Source organism: Burkholderia sp. S-53 (assembly GCF_025560745.1).
GTDB lineage: Bacteria > Pseudomonadota > Gammaproteobacteria > Burkholderiales > Burkholderiaceae > Burkholderia > Burkholderia pyrrocinia.
Genome location: NZ_CP090483.1, coordinates 531,179 through 554,854, shown reverse-complemented (window position 1 = coordinate 554,854; position 23,676 = coordinate 531,179). Strand labels below are relative to the sequence as shown.

The window sequence follows — 23,676 nt, the reverse complement described above, 5'->3', positions numbered from 1 at the left end:
GTCACCGCAATCAGAACGTGAAATTCTTCAGCGCGTCGGGCATGCCCTGCGCCATCGCTGCCTGCTCCTTCGCGTTGTAGGTCTGCGAATCCCACAGCTCGAAGTGACTACCCATTCCCAACAACATGACTTCCTTTTCCAGTCCGGCTGCCATGCGCAGCTCGGGCGATACAAGAATCCGGCCCGCGCTGTCGAGATCGACGTCCATCGCATTGCCGAGAAAAATTCGCCGCCACCAGTGCGCGTCCATCGGCAGCGCGGCGATCTTGGCGCGGAACACTTCCCATTCGGGGCGCGGAAACAGCAACAGGCAGCCGTCCGGGTGCTTGGTCACAGTCACCCGTCCTTCTGCCTGTCCTTGCAGCGCTTCGCGATAGCGAGCCGGCACCGACATCCGCCCTTTCGCATCGAGCGTCAGCGCCGACGCCCCTTGGAACACTTTCCGCTCTCCCGTTCAGGGCACCGAAGTACCCGACCAATGCTGAGAATTTAGCCGGAATAGCCCGCCAAATCACACAAAAATACACTTTCTCACACTGTCTCCCACTTTAGAGGAAGGGTGTGGCACGGTCAAGGGAGCGGCCCGCTTTTTTGACGAATTTTGTTAGTTAGAACAAGGACTTACGCGCACATGCTCATGAGACCCCTCATTCCAAAAACCGTTATAAATGAATGAGCTAGTGCAACTTGTGAAGGTGATACGTGAGAAAGACGAGCCAGACGGGCGTGCGGACGGGGCTTTCGGGGGCGGGAAAACGTGGAATAAACGGGCGGTATCGGGGGCGGTGAACCGGTGCGGCGTCGCGCGTCGCCCCGGCGCAAATCTCACAGATAGTACGCAGTGCTCGTCATGACTTTCGACGCGGCGCGCATCAGCATCCGCGCGGGCAGCGGCAGCTCGATCCCGCCTGCGTCGGTCGCAGCCTTGCCGTGCTTCACTTCGTCGATACGCATCTGGTCGACGATCGCACGCGACGCGGTGTCGGCCGCAGGCAGCTCGGACATATGGCCTTCCAGGTGATTTTCGACCTGCCGCTCCGTCTCGGCCATGAAACCGAGGCTGACCTTGTCGCCGACCGTGCCGGCCGCCACGCCGATCGCGAGCGCGCCGGCGTACCACAGCGGATTCAGCAGGCTCGGGCGCGAATCGAGTTCTTTCAGACGGTGCGCGGTCCACGCGAGGTGGTCCTCCTCCTCGCGCGCGGCCTCCTCGAACATCGCCTTCGCCGAAGCCGTGCGCGCGGTGAGTTTCTGCGCCTGGTAGAGCGCCTGCGCGCAGACTTCGCCGACGTGGTTCACGCGCATCAGCCCGGCGGCATGCTTACGCTCCGCGGGCGTCAGCTCGACGTCCGGCGCGTCGGCCGGCGCGGGCACCGGCCGGCTCATCCGGCTAATGCCGGTCAGCGATCGCAGGCCGCGATCGAATTCGTTGATCAGTTCATCCAACACCATCCTGTTCTCCTGGCTGCATGTGCCGCCGCGAGCGGCACGGGCACGAGTCCGCTGCGTAACCGACTTGATTATTCAGCGGAAATTGCGGTTAACCCGTGATTTTAACCATTGTTGCATAAAGGAAACATGGCGGCCTTGAGCTGCGGCATTTCGCTTTGTGGCAAAAAACGGTTTTGCTACATTACGTCCGACTTCTTGTGAAGTTGATGGGGCCCGTCAACAGAACATAACTATCCGCCCCGCCAAAAAAATTCAGTGATTCTTGGAGATCCGTTAATGAAAAAGTCGCTTCTCGCGCTCGTCGCGCTGGGTGCGTTTGCTGGCGCTGCCCATGCGCAAAGCAGCGTGACGCTTTACGGCATCATCGATGAAGGCCTGCTCTTCAACAACAACGCGGGCGGCAAGCACCTGTACAGCATGGCAAGCGGCGTGATGCAAGGCAGCCGCTTCGGCCTGCGCGGCACCGAAGACCTCGGTGGCGGCCTGAAGGCGATCTTCACCCTCGAAAACGGTTTCGACGTGAACAGCGGCAAGCTCGGCCAGGGCGGCCTGATGTTCGGCCGCCAGGCTTACGTCGGCCTGTCGAGCCAGTACGGTACGGTCACGCTGGGCCGTCAGTACGACTCCGTCGTCGACTTCGTCGGCCCGCTCGAGGCAGGCGACCAGTGGGGCGGCTATATCGCCGCTCACCCGGGCGACCTCGACAACTTCAACAACGCCTACCGCGTGAACAACGCTGTCAAGTTCACGAGCACGTCGTACGGCGGCTTCACGTTCGGCGGCTTGTACAGCTTCGGCGGCCAGGCAGGCCAGTTCTCGAAGAACCAGGTCTGGTCGCTCGGCGCAGGCTACAACAACGGCCCGCTGGTCTTGGGTGTCGGCTACTTGAACGCACGCACGCCGGGCAACTTCGGCGGCATGTTCAACAACGGCTCGACCGCTGCGACGACGGCAGTCTCGTCGCCGGTCTACGGCGCATACGCGAACAACGCGAACACGTACCAGGTTATCGGTGCAGGCGGCGCTTACACGTTCGGCGCAGCGACGATCGGCGCAACGTACTCGAACACGAAGTTCAAGGGCTTCTCGGTCGGTCCGTTCGTGAACCAGACCGCGACGTTCAACAACGGCGAAATCAACTTCAAGTATCAGTTGACCCCGGCGCTGATTCTCGGCGCAGCGTACGACTACACGCAAGGCAGCAAGATCGACAACGCGTCGGCAGCCAAGTACCACCAGGGCTCGCTGGGCGTCGACTACTTCCTGTCGAAGCGGACCGACGTCTACGTGATTGGCGTGTACCAGCACGCATCGGGCAACGCGCTCGACGCGAACGGCAATGTCGTTCACGCAACGGCAGCGATCAACGGCCTCGCAGGTTCGAGCACCAGCAACCAGGTCGCAGCACGCGTCGGCATCCGTCACAAGTTCTAATCAGCTTGCCTGACAAGCCGCAGCATATTGAAGGCGCCTTCGGGCGCCTTTTTCTTTTCCGGTGCGGCGACAAGAATGGAGCGCAACGGATCGGCCGGTCATGCAGCAGGTGTCGCCGCGGCTCCGTGCCCGTCCATGGCGTCGAAACGCACGGCCAGACGCCTGCCGCCGCCGGAAACAGCCTCTTCCGATCCGCGCTTGAGCCGCAAACAACAAAGCCCGGCACAAGCCGGGCTCTTCCGTTCACCCGCGCCGCTACGCGCGTCCGTTACGCGCGTCCGTCGCGCAACTCGCGCCGGAGGATCTTGCCGACGTTCGTTTTCGGCAACTCGGTGCGGAACTCGACCAGTTTCGGCCGCTTGTAACCGGTGAGCCGCTCCTTGCAGTAGGCAAGGATGTCCTTGTCGGTGAGCGCCGGGTCCTTCTTCACGATGAACAACTTCACGGCTTCGCCGGAATGCTCGTCGGGCACGCCGACCGCCGCGACCTCGAACACGCCCGGATGCGACGCCACCACGTCCTCGACTTCGTTCGGATACACGTTGAAGCCTGACACCAGAATCATGTCCTTCTTCCGGTCGACGATCTTCACGTAACCGCGCGCATCCATCACGCCGACGTCGCCCGTCTTGAAGAAGCCATCCGGGAACATGACCTTCTCGGTCTCGTCCGGCCGGTTCCAGTAGCCGGCCATCACCTGCGGCCCGCGGATGCAGATCTCGCCGGGCTCGCCGAGCGCAACGTCGTTGCCGGCGTCGTCGCGAATCGCCACCTCGGTCGACGGCAGCGGCAGACCGATCGTCCCGCTGTATTCGGTCGCCGTCACCGGGTTGCAGGTCGCCACCGGCGACGTCTCGGACAGCCCGTATCCTTCGATGATCGCGGTATGGGTCTTTTCATACCAGCGCTTCGCGACGCCTTCCTGGATCGCCATGCCGCCGCCATTGGCGATCACGAGCTTGGACAGGTCGAGCTGATTGAATTCGGGATGGTTCAGCAGTGCGTTGTACAGCGTGTTGACGGCCGGAATCGTCGAGATCTGGTAACCCTTCAGCTCCTTGATCATGCCGGCGATGTCGCGCGGATTCGGGATCAGGATACCCATCCCGCCCGTGCGCATCGTCAGGAAACCGCAGACGGTCAGCGCGAACACGTGATACAGCGGCAACGCGACAACCGTCACGAACTGTTTCACTTCCGGGAACTTCTCATGAGCCGGATGGTGCCAGGCGCCGGCCTGCAGCACGTTCGACACGATATTCCGGTGCAGCAGCGTCGCACCCTTCGCGACGCCGGTCGTGCCGCCCGTGTATTGCAGGAACGCGACGTCGTCGGGGCCGATCTTCTGCGGCTTGAACGCCTGCCGCGCACCTTCCGACAGCGCGGCCTTGAAGCGCGTGAACGACGGAAGCTGCCACGCAGGCACCATCTTCTTCACGTTGCGCACGACGTAATTGACGAGCCATCCCTTGATGCCCAGCAAGTCGCCCATCGATGCGACGACGACATGCTTGACGGCCGTATTGGCGATGACGGCCTGCAGCGTCGATGCGAAATTTTCAAGGATGACGATCGCCTCGGCGCCGCTGTCCTTCAACTGATGTTCGAGCTCGCGCGGCGTATAGAGCGGATTGACGTTGACGACGGTGTAGCCGGCGCGCAGTACCGCGGCAATCGTCACCGGGTACTGCAGCACGTTCGGCATCATGAGCGCGACGCGCGCACCGCGCGCGAGACCACGGGATTGCAGCCATGCGCCGAACTGGCGCGACAGCTTGTCGAGTTCGCCGTACGTGATGCCCTTGCCCATACAGACGAACGCCGTGCGGTCGCGATACTGCCGGAAGCTTTCGTCGAGGAGGTCCGGGACAGACGGATAAGGAGACGCGTCAATTTCGGCTGGAACGCCGGGTGGGTACGATTTCAGCCAAATTTTTTCCATACTGCGCGTCTCCTCACATATTTTCGAATGGTCGTGCTAAAACGCATCGTAGCGGCTCGCCCGCCCCGAGACAACAGGGTTAGATGTCCACTTCGAACTTCCGCGTAAATTTGTCTGATCATACGGGGATATTCGATCAAATTCGCTCAACTTCCACAAGACAATCGTAGAACGTCGCCGAATTGCCGAGATCGGTCAACGCCTGGCTCGTCACCTCGTTTGCGTTCCGGCCGTCCGGCGACAGCTTCTTCCACCAGATCGACAGCCCGACAACGAGCCCTGCACGTGCGCGATCGGTAATTCTCGCGAGCGCCTGCATGGATCCGCGGTCGTTGAAGATGCGTACGACGTCACCCTCCGCGATGCCGCGCGCATCCGCGTCGGACGGGTGCATGTCGAGGTGCGGCTCGCCCTCCGTGTTGCGCAGGCTATCGACGTTCACGAACGTGCTGTTCAGGAAGTGACGCGCCGGCGGCGAAATCATCGCCAGCGGATAGCGTGCGGCGAGTTCGGGCGCGGCCTCTGCCGATTCGAATGGCGGCAGGTAATCGGGAACGGGATCCATGCCCATCTGCTCGAGCCGCGGGCTATAGAACTCGCACTTGCCTGACGGCGTACGGAAACCGCCATTCGCGAACGGCGCGTCCGGCAGCTTGAGCTTCAGCCAGCCTTCCCGCTTCAGTGTCTCCCAGTCGCTGTCGAGCGTTGGATCGTCCCACCGGAGCGCCGCGCGCGCGACCTCGTCATCGCTGTGATAAAGCGCGGGCTCGTCGAGCCCCATGCTGCGCGCGATGCCGCGAAAAATCTCCGTGTTGGGCCGCGCGTCTCCGACCGGCGGAATCGACGGCAGGTTCGCCATCACGTAGGTGTGACCGTACGATTTGTGGACGTCCAGATGCTCCAGCTGGGTGGTCGCCGGCAGCACAATATCGGCAAAATCGACGGTATCTGTCTTGAAATGCTCGAGAACGACCGTGAACAGGTCGTCGCGCGCAAACCCCGCGGCGACCTTCGAAGAATCCGGCGCGACTGCCACCGGATTCGAGTTGTACACGATCACCGCTTCGACCTTCGGCCCGAACGTTGCATCTCCCGCGTGCAACAGCGCATCACCGATCGCATTCATATTGATGATGCGCGGCAGTTTGTGCGGCCAACCCGGCATCAAATCCGGACGCAGCAGCGCCGCCTCGTTGACCGGTGCGGATTCCGACGACGAGAGCAACAGCCCGCCGGCCCGATCCCGCCAGGCCCCCGTCAGCGCCGGCAGGCTCGCAATCGCGCGCACGGCGTTACCGCCGCCGCGTACGCGCTGCATGCCGTAGTTGAGGCGAATCGATGCCCTGCGGGTGGCGCCGTAGCGACGCGCAAGGTCGATCAGATCCGACGCGTCGATGTCGCAGATCTGCGCTACGCGTTCCGGCGGATAGGACATCGCCCGCGCCTTGAGCGCATCGAAGCCGAGCGTATGGCTGGCGATATAGTCGTGATCGAGCAGGTCTTCGGTAATCAGCACGTGCATCATGCCGAGCGCGAATGCGCCGTCGGTACCTGGCTTCAACGCGATGTGCTGATGACATTTCTCCGCTGTCAGCGAGCGATACGGGTCGATCGCGACAAGACGCGCGCCGCGGCGCTTCGCTTCCTGCGCACGCGTCCAGAAGTGCAGGCTCGACGCGATCGGGTTCGCGCCCCAGATCAGGATCAGTTCACTTTCCTCGAAATGCTCGAGGTGCATGCCGAGCCTGCCGCCATACGTGTAATTCAGCCCCGCTGCACCGGCCGCCGCGCAGATCGTGCGCTCGAGCTGCGATGCCCCGATCTTGTGAAAGAACCGTTGGGCGATGCCCTCGCCCTGCACGAGCCCCATCGTCCCCGCGTAGCTGTACGGCACGATCGCTTCCGGTGCGCGCGCGGCGATTTCACCGAGGCGGCGGCCGATCTCGTCGAACGCCTCGCTCCAGCTGATCGACACGAAGCGCCCTTCCCCCTTCGCGCCGACACGCTTCAGTGGAACCGTCAGGCGATCGGGATGATGTACCCGATCGGCATACCGGCTGACCTTCGTGCACAACACGCCTTGCGTCGGCGGGTGGTCGGGATCGCCCGTGACCTTGATCGCCTTGCCGTTCTCGACGGTCACACGCATGGCGCACGTGTCCGGACAATCGTGCGGGCAAACGGCCCGGACTACCTGTGTGGCGGCGTTCATCGTTTTGAATGCAGAGATGGGAATTCGCAAATTTTACGTGGACGCGCCGAATAAAGCGTTCATTTCGTACGGATCTTGGGTTATTTGACCGGAGAGCGATTGCGGGAGCGGGGAGCTTTTGTGGTGATGCGCGTCTTTTTGCAGAGGGAGAACTGTGCCGCCGACCCTGCACTCGTCGTGGACGATGGGAAATGGATCACGTCCGACCACGCCCGTCGAGGCATGAAGCGGAGGGAATTGCGACCATGACCAACGATGCAATCAATTAGCCGACGAATCGCTAAAGATATCGACTATTGAGAAAATGCAGCACTGCAATTGGACGTTTGGGGAGGGTCGACCTGGAGACCTTCGGCACCACGGCTCCGACTGCGCTGCCCCGTATTGGTCGGCCTGCATTTTGTCCGCGCCAATGCAAAAACCCCCGCCTTTTCGGGCGGGGGTTCCTGGCTTAGGGAGCCTGACGATTACCTACTTTCACACGGGAATCCGCACTATCATCGGCGTAGAGTCGTTTCACGGTCCTGTTCGGGATGGGAAGGGGTGGGACCGACTCGCTATGGTCATCAGGCAAAGAGGGTTGTCGCGTTGCTTCGCAGCGCGACCAATCGGGAAGAAGCAGTAATTTTGAGTTGTGAGCTGTATCTCACACGTACGCGGTTGCTCAACCGTCGTACGTCGAGTGCGCTGCACTCGACGCTCGATATCCGTAAGCGCTGAAGCGCTAACGGCTATCGAGACAGACTTGTTATAGGATCAAGCCTTACGGGCAATTAGTATCAGTTAGCTGAACGCATTACTGCGCTTACACACCTGACCTATCAACGTCCTGGTCTCGAACGACCCTTCAAGGGGATCTAGTCCCCAGGGATATCTCATCTTAAGGCGAGTTTCCCGCTTAGATGCTTTCAGCGGTTATCTCTTCCGAACATAGCTACCCGGCGATGCCACTGGCGTGACAACCGGTACACCAGAGGTTCGTCCACTCCGGTCCTCTCGTACTAGGAGCAGCCCCCTTCAAATATCCAACGCCCACGGCAGATAGGGACCAAACTGTCTCACGACGTTTTAAACCCAGCTCACGTACCTCTTTAAATGGCGAACAGCCATACCCTTGGGACCGGCTACAGCCCCAGGATGAGATGAGCCGACATCGAGGTGCCAAACACCGCCGTCGATATGAACTCTTGGGCGGTATCAGCCTGTTATCCCCAGAGTACCTTTTATCCGTTGAGCGATGGCCCTTCCATACAGAACCACCGGATCACTATGACCTGCTTTCGCACCTGCTCGACTTGTCGGTCTCGCAGTTAAGCACGCTTATGCCATTGCACTATCAGCACGATTTCCGACCGTACCTAGCGTACCTTCGTACTCCTCCGTTACGCTTTGGGAGGAGACCGCCCCAGTCAAACTGCCTACCATGCACTGTCCCCGACCCGGATCACGGGCCAAGGTTAGAACCTCAAACAAACCAGGGTGGTATTTCAAGGACGGCTCCACCGAAACTAGCGTTCCGGTTTCATAGCCTCCCACCTATCCTACACAGATCGGTTCAAAGTCCAATGCAAAGCTACAGTAAAGGTTCATGGGGTCTTTCCGTCTAGCCGCGGGTAGATTGCATCATCACAAACACTTCAACTTCGCTGAGTCTCGGGAGGAGACAGTGTGGCCATCGTTACGCCATTCGTGCAGGTCGGAACTTACCCGACAAGGAATTTCGCTACCTTAGGACCGTTATAGTTACGGCCGCCGTTTACCGGGACTTCAATCAAGAGCTTGCACCCCATCATTTAATCTTCCGGCACCGGGCAGGCGTCACACCCTATACGTCCACTTTCGTGTTTGCAGAGTGCTGTGTTTTTATTAAACAGTCGCAGCCACCAGTTTATTGCAACCCCTTCACCCTCCTGGCGCAGGCCAGTCAAGCTACAAGGGCGTACCTTATCCCGAAGTTACGGTACCAATTTGCCGAGTTCCTTCTCCCGAGTTCTCTCAAGCGCCTTAGAATACTCATCTCGCCCACCTGTGTCGGTTTGCGGTACGGTCATCGTTAGACTGAAGCTTAGAGGCTTTTCTTGGAACCACTTCCAATTGCTTCGCTCCCTAAGGAGCTCGCGCCACACCCTTGAATTGCGCACCCGGATTTGCCTAAGTGCCTTCTCCAATGCAGCGACCGGGACTTCCAACACCCGGACAACCTTCCGCGATCCGTCCCCCCATCGCATCTAACAATGGTGCAGGAATATTGACCTGCTTCCCATCAGCTACGCATTTCTGCCTCGCCTTAGGGGCCGACTCACCCTACGCCGATGAACGTTGCGTAGGAAACCTTGGGCTTACGGCGAGGGGGCCTTTCACCCCCTTTATCGCTACTCATGTCAGCATTCGCACTTCCGATACCTCCAGCACGCTTTTCAACGCACCTTCGCAGGCTTACGGAACGCTCTCCTACCATGCGAGCATAGCTCGCATCCGCAGCTTCGGTATATAGCTTAGCCCCGTTACATCTTCCGCGCAGGACGACTCGATCAGTGAGCTATTACGCTTTCTTTAAAGGGTGGCTGCTTCTAAGCCAACCTCCTGACTGTTTTAGCCTTCCCACTTCGTTTCCCACTTAGCTATATTTGGGGACCTTAGCTGGCGGTCTGGGTTGTTTCCCTCTTGACACCGGACGTTAGCACCCGATGTCTGTCTCCCGTGATTGCACTCTTCGGTATTCGGAGTTTGCTATGGCGGGGTAATCTGCAATAGACCCCCCAACCATGACAGTGCTCTACCCCCGAAGGTGAGACACGAGGCACTACCTAAATAGTTTTCGGAGAGAACCAGCTATTTCCAAGTTTGTTTAGCCTTTCACCCCTATCCACAGCTCATCCCCTAACTTTTCAACGTTAGTGGGTTCGGACCTCCAGTACGTGTTACCGCACCTTCATCCTGGCCATGGATAGATCACTTGGTTTCGGGTCTACGCCCAGCAACTGAACGCCCTATTCGGACTCGCTTTCGCTACGCCTGCCCTATACGGTTAAGCTTGCTACTGAACGTAAGTCGCTGACCCATTATACAAAAGGTACGCCGTCACCCCTTGCGAGGCTCCGACTGTTTGTATGCATGCGGTTTCAGGATCTATTTCACTCCCCTCCCGGGGTTCTTTTCGCCTTTCCCTCACGGTACTGGTTCACTATCGGTCGATCACGAGTATTTAGCCTTGGAGGATGGTCCCCCCATCTTCAGACAGGATTTCACGTGTCCCGCCCTACTTGTCGCACACCTAGTTCTTTCATACTGTTTTCGCCTACAGGGCTATCACCTGCTATGGCCGCACTTTCCAGAGCGTTCGGCTAACAATACAAATAAAGAGTGCAAGGCTCATCCCATTTCGCTCGCCACTACTTTGGGAATCTCGGTTGATTTCTTTTCCTGCGGTTACTTAGATGTTTCAGTTCACCGCGTTCGCTTCACTAGACCTATGTATTCAGTCTAGGATGACCCAAAAGGGCCGGGTTTCCCCATTCGGACATCTACGGATCAAAGCTCGTTTGCCAGCTCCCCGTAGCTTTTCGCAGGCTACCGCGTCCTTCATCGCCTGTGATCGCCAAGGCATCCACCACATGCACTTGTTCGCTTGACCCTATAACGAGTCTGTCTCTCCGACAGTCGTTACAGGTTGAGTTTTCGCGTTGTGCCGTATTCCAATTGAGTCAAACATAGAGTTCGAATCATCTTGAGATACATCGATACAATCACAACCCGGATAACTTCCACGTCCATCTCATAGACGCTTCCGCTATCCAAATTACTTACTTCTTCCAGATTGTTAAAGAACGACAGCCGATACATGCTACGTATCACTCTGACTGGCTCAATCGCCAATGAAAAAGACTCGAATCAAACTTCATTCGAATATTTGTCATTGAAGATTATTGAAAGCGGCCGGCATTATAACCGGTTTAACCGCAGACAGATAGAGTTTCTGTTCTTAATCAACAGCCGATAAGCGTGAGCGCTCAACTTCGCGAGATAGCTCTGGAAAGGAGGTGATCCAGCCGCACCTTCCGATACGGCTACCTTGTTACGACTTCACCCCAGTCATGAATCCTACCGTGGTGACCGTCCTCCTTGCGGTTAGACTAGCCACTTCTGGTAAAACCCACTCCCATGGTGTGACGGGCGGTGTGTACAAGACCCGGGAACGTATTCACCGCGGCATGCTGATCCGCGATTACTAGCGATTCCAGCTTCATGCACTCGAGTTGCAGAGTGCAATCCGGACTACGATCGGTTTTCTGGGATTAGCTCCCCCTCGCGGGTTGGCAACCCTCTGTTCCGACCATTGTATGACGTGTGAAGCCCTACCCATAAGGGCCATGAGGACTTGACGTCATCCCCACCTTCCTCCGGTTTGTCACCGGCAGTCTCCTTAGAGTGCTCTTGCGTAGCAACTAAGGACAAGGGTTGCGCTCGTTGCGGGACTTAACCCAACATCTCACGACACGAGCTGACGACAGCCATGCAGCACCTGTGTATCGGTTCTCTTTCGAGCACTCCCACCTCTCAGCAGGATTCCGACCATGTCAAGGGTAGGTAAGGTTTTTCGCGTTGCATCGAATTAATCCACATCATCCACCGCTTGTGCGGGTCCCCGTCAATTCCTTTGAGTTTTAATCTTGCGACCGTACTCCCCAGGCGGTCAACTTCACGCGTTAGCTACGTTACTAAGGAAATGAATCCCCAACAACTAGTTGACATCGTTTAGGGCGTGGACTACCAGGGTATCTAATCCTGTTTGCTCCCCACGCTTTCGTGCATGAGCGTCAGTATTGGCCCAGGGGGCTGCCTTCGCCATCGGTATTCCTCCACATCTCTACGCATTTCACTGCTACACGTGGAATTCTACCCCCTCTGCCATACTCTAGCCTGCCAGTCACCAATGCAGTTCCCAGGTTGAGCCCGGGGATTTCACATCGGTCTTAGCAAACCGCCTGCGCACGCTTTACGCCCAGTAATTCCGATTAACGCTCGCACCCTACGTATTACCGCGGCTGCTGGCACGTAGTTAGCCGGTGCTTATTCTTCCGGTACCGTCATCCCCCGGCTGTATTAGAACCAAGGATTTCTTTCCGGACAAAAGTGCTTTACAACCCGAAGGCCTTCTTCACACACGCGGCATTGCTGGATCAGGCTTTCGCCCATTGTCCAAAATTCCCCACTGCTGCCTCCCGTAGGAGTCTGGGCCGTGTCTCAGTCCCAGTGTGGCTGGTCGTCCTCTCAGACCAGCTACTGATCGTCGCCTTGGTAGGCCTTTACCCCACCAACTAGCTAATCAGCCATCGGCCAACCCTATAGCGCGAGGCCCGAAGGTCCCCCGCTTTCATCCGTAGATCGTATGCGGTATTAATCCGGCTTTCGCCGGGCTATCCCCCACTACAGGACATGTTCCGATGTATTACTCACCCGTTCGCCACTCGCCACCAGGTGCAAGCACCCGTGCTGCCGTTCGACTTGCATGTGTAAGGCATGCCGCCAGCGTTCAATCTGAGCCAGGATCAAACTCTTCAGTTTAAACCTGTTACTGTTTTCGGTTCTTTCGAACCGGTCGCTCACTCAAAGCTGACAGGAATATGAATTGCTTCATAAACCTGACTTACTTTAGTGTGAGACTCTTGATACTTTCGCTTTCTGATCCGAGGATCAGCTCGCTGCCATCAAGCGCCCACACTTATCGGCTGTTAATTTTTAAAGAGCATTCTGCGAGGAACTTCGTGTTTCCCAGCAGCGCTGCGTTTTCAGCAGCAGAGAAGCGAGATTATGAACCGTGTTTCGCAGATCGTCAACAACTTTTTGAACTACTTCGTTGCGACTGCGGGGTCCATCTTCCTGCGCCAGCCGTGAGCGGCAACTGCTGCACACCACCGACTTCGCTTCCCCTCTTCCGCGCCGCGTTTCCGTTAGCGCGAAAGAGGCGTGATTCTATGCACCCGCCCGCATCTCCGCAAGCCCCTTTGTGAAAATATTTTGAGCAAGCCTCCGTGCGCTGCCGCGCACGGAGGCTTTGGGCTCGACGGGCCGGGCGACCGTGCCGACAACCGGTACAAACCAGTCGCCCGACACCTGCCGCGGCGCAGACCAATCAGCGGTTCTTGAACTCGGGCTTCCGTTTCTCGACGAATGCCGCCATCCCTTCCTTCTGGTCCTCAGTCGCAAACAGCGAATGGAACAGCCGGCGCTCGAAGTGGACACCCTCTGCCAGCGTCGTCTCGTACGCGCGGTTCACCGACTCCTTGACCATCATGACCGCCGGCAGCGAGAACTCGGCGATCGTCGCCGCAGCGGCAATCGCCTCGTCGAGCAGCTTGTCGGCCGGCAGCACACGCGACACAAGCCCTGCGCGCTCCGCTTCCGCGGCGTCCATGAAACGCGCGGTCAGGCACATGTCCATCGCCTTCGCCTTTGACACCGCGCGCGGCAGGCGCTGCGTGCCGCCCGCCCCCGGCATGACGCCGAGCTTGATCTCCGGCTGGCCGAACTTCGCCGTGTCCGCCGCGAGGATGATGTCGCACATCATCGCGAGCTCGCAGCCGCCGCCCAGCGCAAAGCCCGAAACCGCAGCAATGATCGGCTTGCGGATCTGGCGGACCGTCTCCCAGTTGCGCGTGATGTAGTCGCCCCGGTAAACATCCATATAGGAATAGGTCGCCATCATGCCGATGTCCGCACCCGCCGCGAACGCCTTCTCGCTCCCCGTCACGACGATCGCGCCGATGCCATCGTCCGCATCGAACGCCTTCAGTGCGTCGCCCAACTCGTCCATCAGCGCATCGTTCAGCGCGTTCAGCGCCTTCGGACGGTTCAGCGTAACCAGCCCGACACGCCCGCGGGTCTCCACCAGGATGTTCTCGTAAGCCATCTATTTCTCCTCGATCAATGAAATGAGAAACGCCTCGCACATGCGAATAGTTTGATGCTAACATTCTCCGACCAACCGGTCGGTTAATTAATCGATCCAACCCCTCTCAACGTCCATCAGGCTGCCGCCATGACCCATGCACTGTTCACGAAGCACGAAGACACGCTGAAGCACGCACTCGCCGCCATCGAGAGCCGCGGGTACTGGAGCCCGTTCGCCGAAATGCCGAGTCCCAAAGTGTACGGGGAAAGCGCAAGCGCAGACGGCGAAGCCGCGTTCAAGTCGCACCTCGACAAGACGTTCGCGCTCGACCAGCCGGCGTCCGGCGACACGGTCGGTGCGGAGCGGTCGCCGTACGGCATCGCGCTGGGCATCCGGTATCCGAAGTCGACGCCCGACGCGCTGATCGCCGCCGCAGCCGCCGCGCAACGCTCGTGGCGCGAAGCCGGCCCCAGCGCCTGGATCGGCGTCAGCCTCGAAATCCTCGCGCGCCTGAATCGCGCGAGCTTCGAAATCGCCTACAGCGTGATGCACACGACGGGGCAGGCATTCATGATGGCGTTCCAGGCCGGCGGCCCGCACGCACAGGATCGTGCGCTCGAGGCTGTCGCCTATGCATGGGACGAACTGCGCCGCATCCCGGCCGATGCGCACTGGGAAAAGCCGCAAGGCAAAAACCCGCCGCTCGCGATGCACAAGCGCTACACGATCGTCCCGCGCGGCACGGGGCTCGTGCTCGGCTGCTGCACGTTCCCGACCTGGAACGGCTACCCGGGCCTGTTCGCCGATCTGGCAACCGGCAACACCGTGATCGTCAAACCGCATCCGGGCGCGATCCTGCCGCTCGCGATTACGGTGCGCATCGCTCGCGACGTGCTGCGCGAAGCCGGGTTCGATCCGAACGTCGTCACGCTCCTCGCGACCGAACCCAACGACGGCGCCCTCGTTCAGGACCTCGCGCTGCGCCCCGAGATCAAGCTGATCGACTTCACCGGCAGCACGCAGAACGGCACGTGGCTCGAACGCCATGCCCACCAGGCACAGGTCTATACCGAGAAGGCAGGCGTCAACCAGATCGTGGTCGACTCGACCGACGACCTGAAGGCCGCCGCCAAGAACATCGCGTTCTCGCTGGCGCTGTACTCCGGCCAGATGTGCACGGCACCGCAAAACATCTACGTGCCGCGCGACGGCATCCGCACGGCGGACGGCCATGCAAGCTTCGACGAAATCGCGCAGGCAATTGCAGTTTCCGTGCAAAAACTCACCGGCGACCCGGCACGCTCGGTCGAACTGATCGGCGCAATCCAGAACGACGGCGTGACTGCGCGCATCGACGACGCCCGCCAGCTTGGCCGCGTGCTCGCCGACAGCCTGACCCTCCAGCATCCCGCGTTCCCCGATGCCCGCGTACGCACGCCGCTCGTGCTGCAACTCGACGTGGCCGATCGCGAGAAATTCACGCAGGAGTGGTTCGGCCCGATCTCGTTCGTGATCGCGACCGACTCGACCGCGCAATCGCTCGATCTCGCCGGTGAAATCGCGGCAGAACATGGTGCGCTGACCCTCTCGGTCTACAGCACCGACGACGCGATCATCGACGCTGCACACGATGCAGCGGTGCGCGGCGGTGTCGCGCTGTCGATCAACCTGACGGGCGGCGTGTTCGTCAACCAGTCGGCCGCGTTCTCCGATTTCCACGGTACGGGGGCGAACCCGGCAGCCAATGCGGCGCTGGCCGACCCGGCGTTCGTCGCCAACCGGTTCCGCGTGGTGCAAAGCCGCGTCCATGTTGCCCCGAAGGCGGTACCTGCGGAAGCCGGCCAAACGGCATAACCCGAATGGCCGACGTGCAAACGCCGCCACGTTCTCTACCATGAACGAATCCGCCACCCCGGCGGGTTCGTTGCTCATCGATACGCCCATGACAGACGCCTACATCTGCGACGCGATTCGCACTCCCATCGGCCGCTACGGCGGCGCCCTGAAAGATGTCCGTGCCGACGATCTCGGCGCAGTGCCGCTCAAGGCGCTCGTCGAGCGCAATCGCAACGTCGACTGGACGGCGATCGACGACGTGATCTACGGCTGCGCGAACCAGGCCGGTGAAGACAACCGCAACGTCGCGCGCATGTCGGCGCTGCTCGCGGGCCTGCCGACCGCCGTGCCGGGCACGACGCTGAACCGGCTGTGCGGCTCCGGGATGGACGCGGTCGGCACGGCCGCGCGCGCGATCAAGTCGGGCGAAGCGCGCCTGATGATCGCGGGCGGCGTCGAGAGCATGACGCGCGCACCGTTCGTGATGGGCAAGGCTGCGAGCGCGTTCGCGCGCCAGGCCGACATCTACGATACGACGATCGGCTGGCGCTTCGTCAATCCGCTGATGAAACAGCTTCACGGCGTCGATTCGATGCCGGAGACGGCCGAGAACGTCGCGGTCGACTACAACATCAGCCGTGCCGACCAGGACCTGTTCGCGCTGCGCAGCCAGCAGAAGGCCGCGCGCGCGCAGCAGGACGGCACGCTCGCCGAGGAAATCGTCGCCGTCACGATTCCGCAGAAGAAGGGCGATCCCGTCGTCTTCTCGCGCGACGAGCATCCGCGCGAGACGTCGCTCGAAGCGCTCGCGAAGCTGAAGGGCGTCGTGCGCCCGGACGGCTCGGTGACGGCCGGCAACGCGTCGGGCGTCAACGACGGCGCCGCCGCGCTGCTGCTTGCCAATGCGCAGGCAGCCGACCAGTACGGCCTGCGCCGCCGCGCGCGCGTCGTCGGCATGGCGACGGCCGGCGTCGAGCCGCGCGTAATGGGCATCGGCCCCGCGCCGGCCACGCAGAAACTGCTGCGCCAGCTCGGCATGACGATCGACCAGTTCGACGTGATCGAACTGAACGAGGCGTTTGCGTCGCAGGGTCTCGCGGTGCTGCGCATGCTCGGCGTCGCCGACGACGATCCGCGCGTGAACCCGAACGGCGGCGCAATCGCGCTCGGCCATCCCCTTGGCGCATCGGGTGCCCGGCTCGTGACCACGGCGCTCCATCAACTCGAGCGTACGGGCGGCCGCTTTGCGCTCTGTACGATGTGCATCGGCGTCGGCCAGGGCATCGCACTCGCGATCGAACGCGTGTAACCGACGCAGCGCGCGCCTATAACGAAGTCATGAAGGAGACACTGCATGTCCTATCAGGCGATTCAGCTGGATATCGGTCAGGCCGCGCGCGTGGCCACGATCACCCTCAACCGCCCCGACAAGCTGAACAGCTTCACGCGGGCGATGCATCGCGAACTGCAGTCGGCACTCGATGAAGTCGAGGCAGCCGGCGCACGCGCGCTGATTCTGACGGGTGCGGGGCGCGGCTTCTGCGCCGGCCAGGACCTGGCCGACCTCGACTTCACGCCGGGCGCGTCCACCGACCTCGGCACACTGATCGACGAGCATTTCAACCCGCTGATCCGCCGCTTGCAGCGTCTGCCGATTCCGGTGATCGCCGCCGTCAACGGCACGGCGGCCGGCGCCGGCGCGAATCTCGCGCTCGCATGCGACCTCGTGCTCGCTGCCCGTTCGAGCAGCTTCATCCAGGCCTTCGTCAAGATCGGGCTCGTGCCTGATTCGGGCGGCACGTGGTTCCTGCCGCAACGCGTCGGCATGGCACGCGCGCTGGGGCTCGCGCTGACCGGCGACAAGCTCGGCGCCGAACAGGCCGAACAATGGGGCCTGATCTGGCGTGCGGTCGACGACGACACACTCGCCGCGTCAGCCCGCCAGCTCGCGACCCAGCTCGCACAGCAGCCGACACTCGCGATCGCGTCGATCAAGCAATCGATGCGCGACAGCGTCACGAACACGCTCGACCAGCAACTCGACCTGGAACGCGACCTGCAGCGCAAGCTGGGCCAGTCGCACGACTATGCGGAAGGCGTGCAGGCATTCATCGAGAAGCGCGCACCGCGCTTCGAGGGGCGTTGACATGACGAACGCCACCGCCACGCTCGATCCCGATTCGCTCGCTCGCGCCACCGCGCGGGCCATGTACGACGCCGACGAGTGCAGCCGCGCGTTCGGCATGGAGATCGCGGAAGTACGCGCCGGCTACGCACGCCTGCAGATGCGCGTACGGCCCGAATTCCTGAACGGGCATCAGACCTGCCATGGCGGGATCATCTTCACGCTCGCCGATTCGACGTTCGCGTTCGCGTGCAACTCGTACAACCTGAATACGGTCGCCGCCGGCTGCTCGATCGAGTTCCTGCGCCCCGTGCATGGCGACGACGTGCTGACGGCCGAGGCGATCGAACAGGCACGCGCCGGCCGCCAGGGCATCTACGACATCCGCGTCACGAACCAGACAGGCGAAACGGTCGCGATGTTTCGCGGCAAATCCGCCCAGATCAAGGGCACGGTCATCCCGGAAGACCGCTGACGTCGACGGCTCGCACATAACAAACACTGGAGACATGCATGACTACCCCGCTACCGCTCGAGCCGATCGAGACCGCCTCACGCGACGAGCTGACCGCGCTGCAGCTCGAACGCCTCAAGTGGTCGCTCCGGCATGCGTATGACCACTCCCCCGTCTATCGTCGCAAGTTCGACGAAGCGGGCGTGCATCCCGACGACCTGAAGACGCTTGCCGACCTGTCGCGCTTCCCGTTCACGACGAAGGGCGACCTGCGCGACAGTTATCCGTTCGGGATGTTCGCGGTGCCGCAGGACCAGATCTCGCGTATCCACGCGTCATCGGGCACGACCGGCAAGCCGACGGTCGTCGGCTATACGGCAGGCGACATCGACACGTGGGCGAATCTCGTCGCGCGCTCGATTCGCGCCGCCGGGGCGCGCCGCGGCGACAAGGTGCACATCAGCTACGGGTACGGCTTGTTCACGGGCGGGCTCGGCGCGCACTACGGCGCCGAACGCGCAGGACTGACCGTGATCCCGTTCGGCGGCGGCCAGACCGAGAAGCAGGTACAACTGATCCAGGATTTCCGGCCGGACATCATCATGGTCACGCCGAGCTACATGCTGTCGATTGCCGACGAAATCGAGCGCCAGGGCCTCGATCCCGCGCAGAGCTCACTGCGCATCGGCATCTTCGGCGCGGAGCCGTGGACCAACGACATGCGCGTCGCGATCGAACAGCGGATGGGCATCGATGCGGTCGACATCTACGGGCTGTCCGAAGTGATGGGCCCCGGCGTCGCGTCCGAATGCGTCGAGACCAAGGACGGCCCGACCATCTGGGAAGATCACTTCTATCCGGAAATCATCGATCCGGAAACCGGCGAAGTGCTTCCGGACGGCGAACTCGGCGAACTCGTGTTCACGTCGCTGACGAAGGAGGCGCTGCCGATCGTCCGCTACCGGACACGCGACCTCACGCGCCTGTTGCCCGGCACCGCTCGCACGATGCGCCGGATGGAAAAGATCACCGGCCGCTCGGACGACATGATGATCGTGCGCGGCGTCAACGTGTTCCCGACGCAAATCGAGGAACAGTTGCTCAAGCAGCGCGTGCTCGCACCGCACTATCAGATCGTGCTGACGAAGGAAGGCCCGCTCGACGTGCTGACGCTCAACGTCGAGCCCTGTCCCGACACCGCGCCGGACACGGCGGCGATCCACGCGGCGAAACAGGCGCTCGCGCACGACATCAAGTCGCTGATCGGCGTGACCGCCGTGATCAACGTGCTGCCCGTGAACGGGATCGAGCGCTCGGTCGGCAAAGCGCGCCGCGTCATCGACAAGCGCAAGGGCTGACGGCTAACGGCTAACGGCTAACGGCTAACGGCTGACGGCTGACGGCTGACGGCTGACGGCTGACGGCTAACGTTACGCGTAGGCCGCGCGGAGCGGCAATCCCGTTGCGCAAAAAACAAACAGCCCGACCGGCCAACGCCGATCCGGCTGTTTTGTTCTGCCACGTCGTTCAACAAGACAGGTGCATTACACGAACCGAAACCACACCGGTGCACCGCGATCAGACCGATGCACCCCAAGCACACCATCGCACCGACGAATGCGGCACCTCATGCGCGGACGTCACCCGCGCAGCCCGCACCGCCTCGTGTCACGAATTCGGGAACAGCAGCCACATCCGGCCGACCTGCTTCATCCGGCCGGCCTGATCGCCTGCGTCGTCGCCGAGCCCCCAGAAATAGTCGGCCCGCACGCCGCCCTTGATCGCGGAGCCCGTATCCTGCGCGAATACGAGCCGGTTCATCGGCGTATTCGTCAGCGGACGCGTGGTCTGCAGGAACACGGGTGTGCCGAGCGGGATCGACGACGGATCGACCGCGATCGAACGCTCCGGCGTCAGCGGCACGCCGAGCGCGCCGATCGGACCGTCCGCGCCGCCGTGCGGCGCATCTTCCTTGGTCGGCATGTCGCGGAAGAACACGAACCGCGGATTCGTGTCGAGCAACGCGTCGACGCGGTTCGGGTTCGCCTTCGCCCACGCCTTGATGCCCTGCATCGTCGCCTGCGCGGGCGTCAGCTCGCCGCGGTCGAGCAGCCACTTGCCGATCGAGCGGTACGGCTGGTTGTTGGTGCCGCCGAAGCCGACCCGCATCACCGACCCGTCGTCGAGCAACACACGCCCCGAGCCCTGCACCTGCAGGAAGAACGCCTCGATCGGATCGTCGACCCACACCAGTTCGTTGCCGCTCAGGAGGCCCGCGCGCTCGAGCTGCGCGCGCGCCGGCAGTGCGGCGCCCGCGCGATAACCGGCCGGCCAGCGATAGAGCGCGTACTGATACGGGCCGCGGCGCACGCGAGAGCCATGCAGCAGTGGCTCGTAATAGCCGGTCACGAGCCCGTCGAGCGTACCGTCGGTGTTCGCAAACTGGAACGGCGTGAAATACGTTTCGAAGAAGGTGCGTGCGCTGCTGACGTCGAGTTCGTCGAGCCGGTCGGCGGCCGCGCAAGCGCGCTGCCAGGCCGGCTGGCGCGCGAGCCGCACGCAGTTCTGCCGCAGCGCGGCCGTCGCACCGAGCAGCGAATCGTCCTGCCAGCCCGGCACCTGCTGCCACGCAACCGGCGTGAGCCGCTGCGCGGCGACCTGCCCCGGCACGATCGCCGTGCCGGTCGGCGGCTTGAGCGTTGACGTTCGCGTCGGCGCGCCGCCGCATGCGACAAGCAGCACCGCCGCTGCGGCCGCCGCAACCCAGCCGGCCAACCGGGGCCCAAACCACATACAATGTTCGTTCTTGATGGAAACCGCCATGTCAGATTTTCTCGACCAATATCCGATGCTCATCTTCGCGCTCGAAGCCTTCGTAGCGCTTGCCCTGCTGATCTTCATCGTCGTGTGGACGTCGTCGGGCAGAAAGAAGCACGCCCGCGACAACGATCGCCGGCCGCGCTGACGCGCTCCGCACGCTCAATGCAGCGTGCGCGGCATGTGCAGTGCAAACTCCTCGACCGGCGCCTCGAAACGCTCGCCATCCTCCGCCACGCAGAAGTACGCGCCACGCATCGTACCGACCGGCGTCGCGATCACGGCCCAGCTCGTGTATTCGAACTGCTCGCCCGGCTGCAGCAACGGCTGGTGCCCGACGACGCCGAGCCCCTTCACTTCCTGCACTTGGCTCTCGCTGTCCGTGATGATCCAGTGACGCGCGATCAGTTGCGCCGCGACCTGCCCGGTGTTGCGGATCGTCAGCGTGTACGCGAATGCGTATTGACGTCGATCGGGGTCGGATTGTTCCGGCAAGTAACTGGTTTTCACCGAAACGGTGAACTGATACTGACTCATGGTGATTCCACTGGAGGGTGACTGTCCGTGCCGGCGTGGGCGACGGGGCCGCGGACGCGCCGCTTTGGTTCGGCATTCTGCTTGATGCGGAATCGGGCCGCAACCGCACGGCCCACCGCCGCGCGCCGGCCGCCGGGCGGTAGAATGTCGGTTTTGTGCCGCAACGTCCCCCGCTCCCCTGCCATGACCCAATTTCGCATCGCTCCCAGCATCCTGTCGGCCGATTTCGCACGGCTCGGCGAAGAAGTCCGCAACGTGGTCGCCGCCGGTGCCGACTGGATCCACTTCGACGTGATGGACAACCATTATGTGCCGAACCTGACGATCGGCCCGCTCGTGTGCGAAGCGATCCGCCCGCACGTGCAGGTGCCGATCGACGTGCACCTGATGGTGCGCCCGGTCGACCGGATCGTGCCCGATTTCGCGAAGGCCGGTGCGAACCTGATCAGCTTCCACCCGGAAGGCTCCGATCACATCGACCGCACGCTGTCGCTGATCCGCGACCACGGCTGCAAGGCCGGCCTCGTGTTCAACCCGGCCACGCCGCTGAACTACCTCGATCACGTGATGGACCGCCTCGACTTCATCTTGCTGATGTCGGTCAACCCCGGTTTCGGCGGCCAGTCGTTCATTCCGGAAACGCTGAACAAGCTGCGCGAAGCCCGCGCACGCATCGACGCCTACACCGAGCGCACCGGCCGCGAGATCCTGCTCGAGGTCGACGGCGGCGTGAAAACTGACAACATCGCGGAAATCGCGGCAGCCGGTGCCGACACCTTCGTCGCGGGCTCGGCGATCTTCGGCAAGCCCGACTACCGCAAGGTGATCGACGAGATGCGCGCCGCGCTCGCCACCGTCAAGCAGAGCTGACGCCATGGCCGAATCGCCGCTCGCCGGGCACGCGCCGGCCGGGGCCGCAACGGACGCCGCCCCGATCCGCTTCGCCGCGCCGCGCATCGACGCGGCGCTGATCGATCTCGACGGCACGATGGTCGACACGGCCGACGATTTCACGGCCGGCCTGAACGGGATGCTCGCGCGGCTCGACGCGCCGGCCACGTCGCGCGACGAGGTGATCGGCTACGTCGGCAAAGGCTCCGAACACCTGATCCGCAGCGTGCTGAAGCCGCGCTTCCCGGCCGCCGAAGCGCACGCGCGCTTCGACGACGCACTGGCGATCTACCAGACCGAGTACGCGAAGATCAACGGCCGCCATGCGTGCCTCTATCCGGACGTGGCCGCCGGTCTCGACGCGCTGCGCGCGGCCGGCATCCGGCTCGCATGCGTGACGAACAAGCCGCACCGCTTCGCGGTCGAGCTGCTCGAGCAATACGGGCTGGCCGATCGCTTCGGCATCGTGCTCGGCGGCGACAGCGTCGCGCGCAAGAAGCCCGACCCGCTGCCGATGCTGACGGCCTGCGACGCGCTCGGTGTCGCGCCGGACGCCGCGGTCGCGATCGGCGACTCGGAAAACGATGCGCTGGCGGGCCGCGCGGCCGGGATGGCGACGCTGACGGTGCCGTACGGCTACAACCACGGCAAAGCTATACAAACGATAAATTCGGATGGTATAGTCGATTCGTTGCTGGTCGCAGCCCGCGCGATCACCGCGCACAACGCCGGCCGGCCAACCCTCTGATTATTTCTTCCATCCGCATGTTTCTGAATAAAAAACGGAGTCTGAGCAGCATCGACCGGGGAGCCTGGCCCTGGCGTCGCTGGTCGCGCTAACCTCTTCGATGAGGTACGCTGAAGCACGTCTTCAGCGCCGTTTTTTATCTCGCTGCGCATCCGCGCGCCGATCGTCGCACCACCTCGAGTTCCACCGCGTCCGAACGCTTGCGTTCAGGATCGGCCGCAGGCTCGCGACGTTCACGCCCGGAGTGCCGGCCGGCAACAGGCACTTCTCGATCGACCGCCCTTTCGCCGACGGCAACCCGCGCAGCGTCAAGTGATCCCTGGCGCACGCCGCCGC

General features: G+C 61.9%; 15 protein-coding genes and 3 rRNA genes. 8 read left to right on the top strand and 10 right to left on the bottom strand.

Annotated features, from left to right (window positions below):
- Positions 1 to 10 precede the first annotated feature (10 nt).
- Together mraZ and coq7 are read right to left on the bottom strand one after the other, a co-directional pair.
- A complete protein-coding gene (mraZ, locus tag LXM88_RS07595; RefSeq protein ID WP_006487094.1) occupies positions 11 to 439 on the bottom strand; it encodes a division/cell wall cluster transcriptional repressor MraZ in 429 nt (142 codons plus the stop codon).
- 386 nt (positions 440 to 825) lie between these two features.
- Positions 826 to 1,452, bottom strand: a complete 627-nt coding sequence (gene coq7, locus LXM88_RS07590; RefSeq protein ID WP_262540668.1) for a 2-polyprenyl-3-methyl-6-methoxy-1,4-benzoquinone monooxygenase — start codon at positions 1,450 to 1,452, stop codon at positions 826 to 828.
- Between the two features lie 276 nt (positions 1,453 to 1,728).
- Here coq7 and LXM88_RS07585 point away from each other — a divergent pair, with 276 nt between their 5' ends.
- Entirely contained in the window at positions 1,729 to 2,886 is a 1,158-nt protein-coding gene (locus LXM88_RS07585) for a porin (RefSeq protein ID WP_262540667.1), read from the top strand.
- A 268-nt stretch (positions 2,887 to 3,154) separates the two neighbouring features.
- On the opposite strand, the gene LXM88_RS07580 is transcribed toward LXM88_RS07585, so the two are convergent.
- The 6 genes from LXM88_RS07580 to LXM88_RS07555 all read right to left on the bottom strand — a co-directional run bounded on the left by LXM88_RS07580 (position 3,155) and on the right by LXM88_RS07555 (position 13,950).
- Positions 3,155 to 4,828, bottom strand: a complete 1,674-nt coding sequence (locus LXM88_RS07580; protein ID WP_262540666.1) for a long-chain fatty acid--CoA ligase — start codon at positions 4,826 to 4,828, stop codon at positions 3,155 to 3,157.
- Between the two features lie 136 nt (positions 4,829 to 4,964).
- Positions 4,965 to 7,040 (bottom strand): molybdopterin-containing oxidoreductase family protein, encoded by a 2,076-nt coding sequence (locus LXM88_RS07575; RefSeq protein WP_262540664.1) that lies wholly within the window; start codon positions 7,038 to 7,040, stop codon positions 4,965 to 4,967.
- A 458-nt stretch (positions 7,041 to 7,498) separates the two neighbouring features.
- Positions 7,499 to 7,611 (bottom strand): 5S ribosomal RNA (gene rrf / locus LXM88_RS07570).
- A 181-nt stretch (positions 7,612 to 7,792) separates the two neighbouring features.
- Positions 7,793 to 10,674: ribosomal RNA gene (locus LXM88_RS07565) — 23S ribosomal RNA — on the bottom strand.
- Between the two features lie 399 nt (positions 10,675 to 11,073).
- Positions 11,074 to 12,605, bottom strand: a 16S ribosomal RNA gene (locus LXM88_RS07560).
- The 16S, 23S and 5S rRNA genes sit together here, the layout of an rRNA operon.
- A gap of 568 nt (positions 12,606 to 13,173) precedes the next feature.
- Positions 13,174 to 13,950 carry an enoyl-CoA hydratase gene (locus tag LXM88_RS07555; RefSeq protein ID WP_262540662.1) on the bottom strand — a complete coding sequence of 259 codons (777 nt, stop codon included), beginning with the start codon at positions 13,948 to 13,950 and terminating at the stop codon, positions 13,174 to 13,176.
- A 129-nt stretch (positions 13,951 to 14,079) separates the two neighbouring features.
- Here LXM88_RS07555 and paaN point away from each other — a divergent pair, with 129 nt between their 5' ends.
- The 5 genes from paaN (at position 14,080) to paaK (ending at position 19,705) form a co-directional block, all read left to right on the top strand.
- A complete protein-coding gene (paaN, locus tag LXM88_RS07550; RefSeq protein ID WP_262540661.1) occupies positions 14,080 to 15,786 on the top strand; it encodes a phenylacetic acid degradation protein PaaN in 1,707 nt (568 codons plus the stop codon).
- 88 nt (positions 15,787 to 15,874) lie between these two features.
- On the top strand, positions 15,875 to 17,077 hold the full coding sequence (pcaF, locus tag LXM88_RS07545; RefSeq protein WP_262540659.1) for a 3-oxoadipyl-CoA thiolase: 1,203 nt from the start codon (positions 15,875 to 15,877) through the stop codon (positions 17,075 to 17,077).
- A gap of 45 nt (positions 17,078 to 17,122) precedes the next feature.
- Positions 17,123 to 17,914 carry a 2-(1,2-epoxy-1,2-dihydrophenyl)acetyl-CoA isomerase PaaG gene (paaG, locus tag LXM88_RS07540; RefSeq protein ID WP_262540658.1) on the top strand — a complete coding sequence of 264 codons (792 nt, stop codon included), beginning with the start codon at positions 17,123 to 17,125 and terminating at the stop codon, positions 17,912 to 17,914.
- Between the two features lies 1 nt (position 17,915).
- Complete coding sequence (gene paaI, locus LXM88_RS07535; RefSeq protein WP_262540656.1) at positions 17,916 to 18,368, top strand: hydroxyphenylacetyl-CoA thioesterase PaaI; 453 nt, start codon at positions 17,916 to 17,918, stop codon at positions 18,366 to 18,368.
- Between the two features lie 38 nt (positions 18,369 to 18,406).
- Positions 18,407 to 19,705, top strand: a complete 1,299-nt coding sequence (gene paaK, locus LXM88_RS07530) for a phenylacetate--CoA ligase PaaK (protein WP_262540653.1) — start codon at positions 18,407 to 18,409, stop codon at positions 19,703 to 19,705.
- Positions 19,706 to 20,015: 310 nt separating this feature from the next.
- On the opposite strand, the gene mltA is transcribed toward paaK, so the two are convergent.
- Both mltA and apaG read right to left on the bottom strand, forming a co-directional pair.
- Positions 20,016 to 21,248, bottom strand: a complete 1,233-nt coding sequence (gene mltA / locus LXM88_RS07525; RefSeq protein ID WP_412524128.1) for a murein transglycosylase A — start codon at positions 21,246 to 21,248, stop codon at positions 20,016 to 20,018.
- A gap of 78 nt (positions 21,249 to 21,326) precedes the next feature.
- A complete protein-coding gene (gene apaG / locus LXM88_RS07515; RefSeq protein ID WP_262540651.1) occupies positions 21,327 to 21,701 on the bottom strand; it encodes a Co2+/Mg2+ efflux protein ApaG in 375 nt (124 codons plus the stop codon).
- Positions 21,702 to 21,884: 183 nt separating this feature from the next.
- Between apaG and rpe the strand changes: the two genes are divergently transcribed.
- Both rpe and LXM88_RS07505 read left to right on the top strand, forming a co-directional pair.
- Positions 21,885 to 22,571, top strand: coding sequence for a ribulose-phosphate 3-epimerase (gene rpe / locus LXM88_RS07510; RefSeq protein WP_262540650.1), 687 nt, complete (start codon positions 21,885 to 21,887; stop codon positions 22,569 to 22,571).
- Positions 22,572 to 22,575: 4 nt separating this feature from the next.
- The gene (locus LXM88_RS07505; RefSeq protein ID WP_262540649.1) at positions 22,576 to 23,340 is read left to right on the top strand and encodes a phosphoglycolate phosphatase; all 765 of its coding nucleotides are present in this window, start codon (positions 22,576 to 22,578) and stop codon (positions 23,338 to 23,340) included.
- Positions 23,341 to 23,676: the final 336 nt, after the last annotated feature.

Excerpts from the sequence above, each read along its gene's own strand:
- coq7 (WP_262540668.1), bottom strand. The coding sequence starts at position 1,452 with ATGGTGTTGGATGAACTGATCAACGAATTCGATCGCGGCCTGCGATCG.
- LXM88_RS07585 (WP_262540667.1), top strand. The coding sequence starts at position 1,729 with ATGAAAAAGTCGCTTCTCGCGCTCGTCGCGCTGGGTGCGTTTGCTGGC.
- LXM88_RS07580 (WP_262540666.1), bottom strand. The coding sequence starts at position 4,828 with ATGGAAAAAATTTGGCTGAAATCGTACCCACCCGGCGTTCCAGCCGAA.
- LXM88_RS07575 (WP_262540664.1), bottom strand. The coding sequence starts at position 7,040 with ATGAACGCCGCCACACAGGTAGTCCGGGCCGTTTGCCCGCACGATTGT.
- LXM88_RS07555 (WP_262540662.1), bottom strand. The coding sequence starts at position 13,950 with ATGGCTTACGAGAACATCCTGGTGGAGACCCGCGGGCGTGTCGGGCTG.
- paaN (WP_262540661.1), top strand. The coding sequence starts at position 14,080 with ATGACCCATGCACTGTTCACGAAGCACGAAGACACGCTGAAGCACGCA.
- pcaF (WP_262540659.1), top strand. The coding sequence starts at position 15,875 with ATGACAGACGCCTACATCTGCGACGCGATTCGCACTCCCATCGGCCGC.
- paaG (WP_262540658.1), top strand. The coding sequence starts at position 17,123 with ATGTCCTATCAGGCGATTCAGCTGGATATCGGTCAGGCCGCGCGCGTG.
- paaI (WP_262540656.1), top strand. The coding sequence starts at position 17,916 with ATGACGAACGCCACCGCCACGCTCGATCCCGATTCGCTCGCTCGCGCC.
- paaK (WP_262540653.1), top strand. The coding sequence starts at position 18,407 with ATGACTACCCCGCTACCGCTCGAGCCGATCGAGACCGCCTCACGCGAC.
- mltA (WP_412524128.1), bottom strand. The coding sequence starts at position 21,248 with ATGAAGATCAGCAGGGCAAGCGCTACGAAGGCTTCGAGCGCGAAGATG.
- apaG (WP_262540651.1), bottom strand. The coding sequence starts at position 21,701 with ATGAGTCAGTATCAGTTCACCGTTTCGGTGAAAACCAGTTACTTGCCG.
- rpe (WP_262540650.1), top strand. The coding sequence starts at position 21,885 with ATGACCCAATTTCGCATCGCTCCCAGCATCCTGTCGGCCGATTTCGCA.
- LXM88_RS07505 (WP_262540649.1), top strand. The coding sequence starts at position 22,576 with ATGGCCGAATCGCCGCTCGCCGGGCACGCGCCGGCCGGGGCCGCAACG.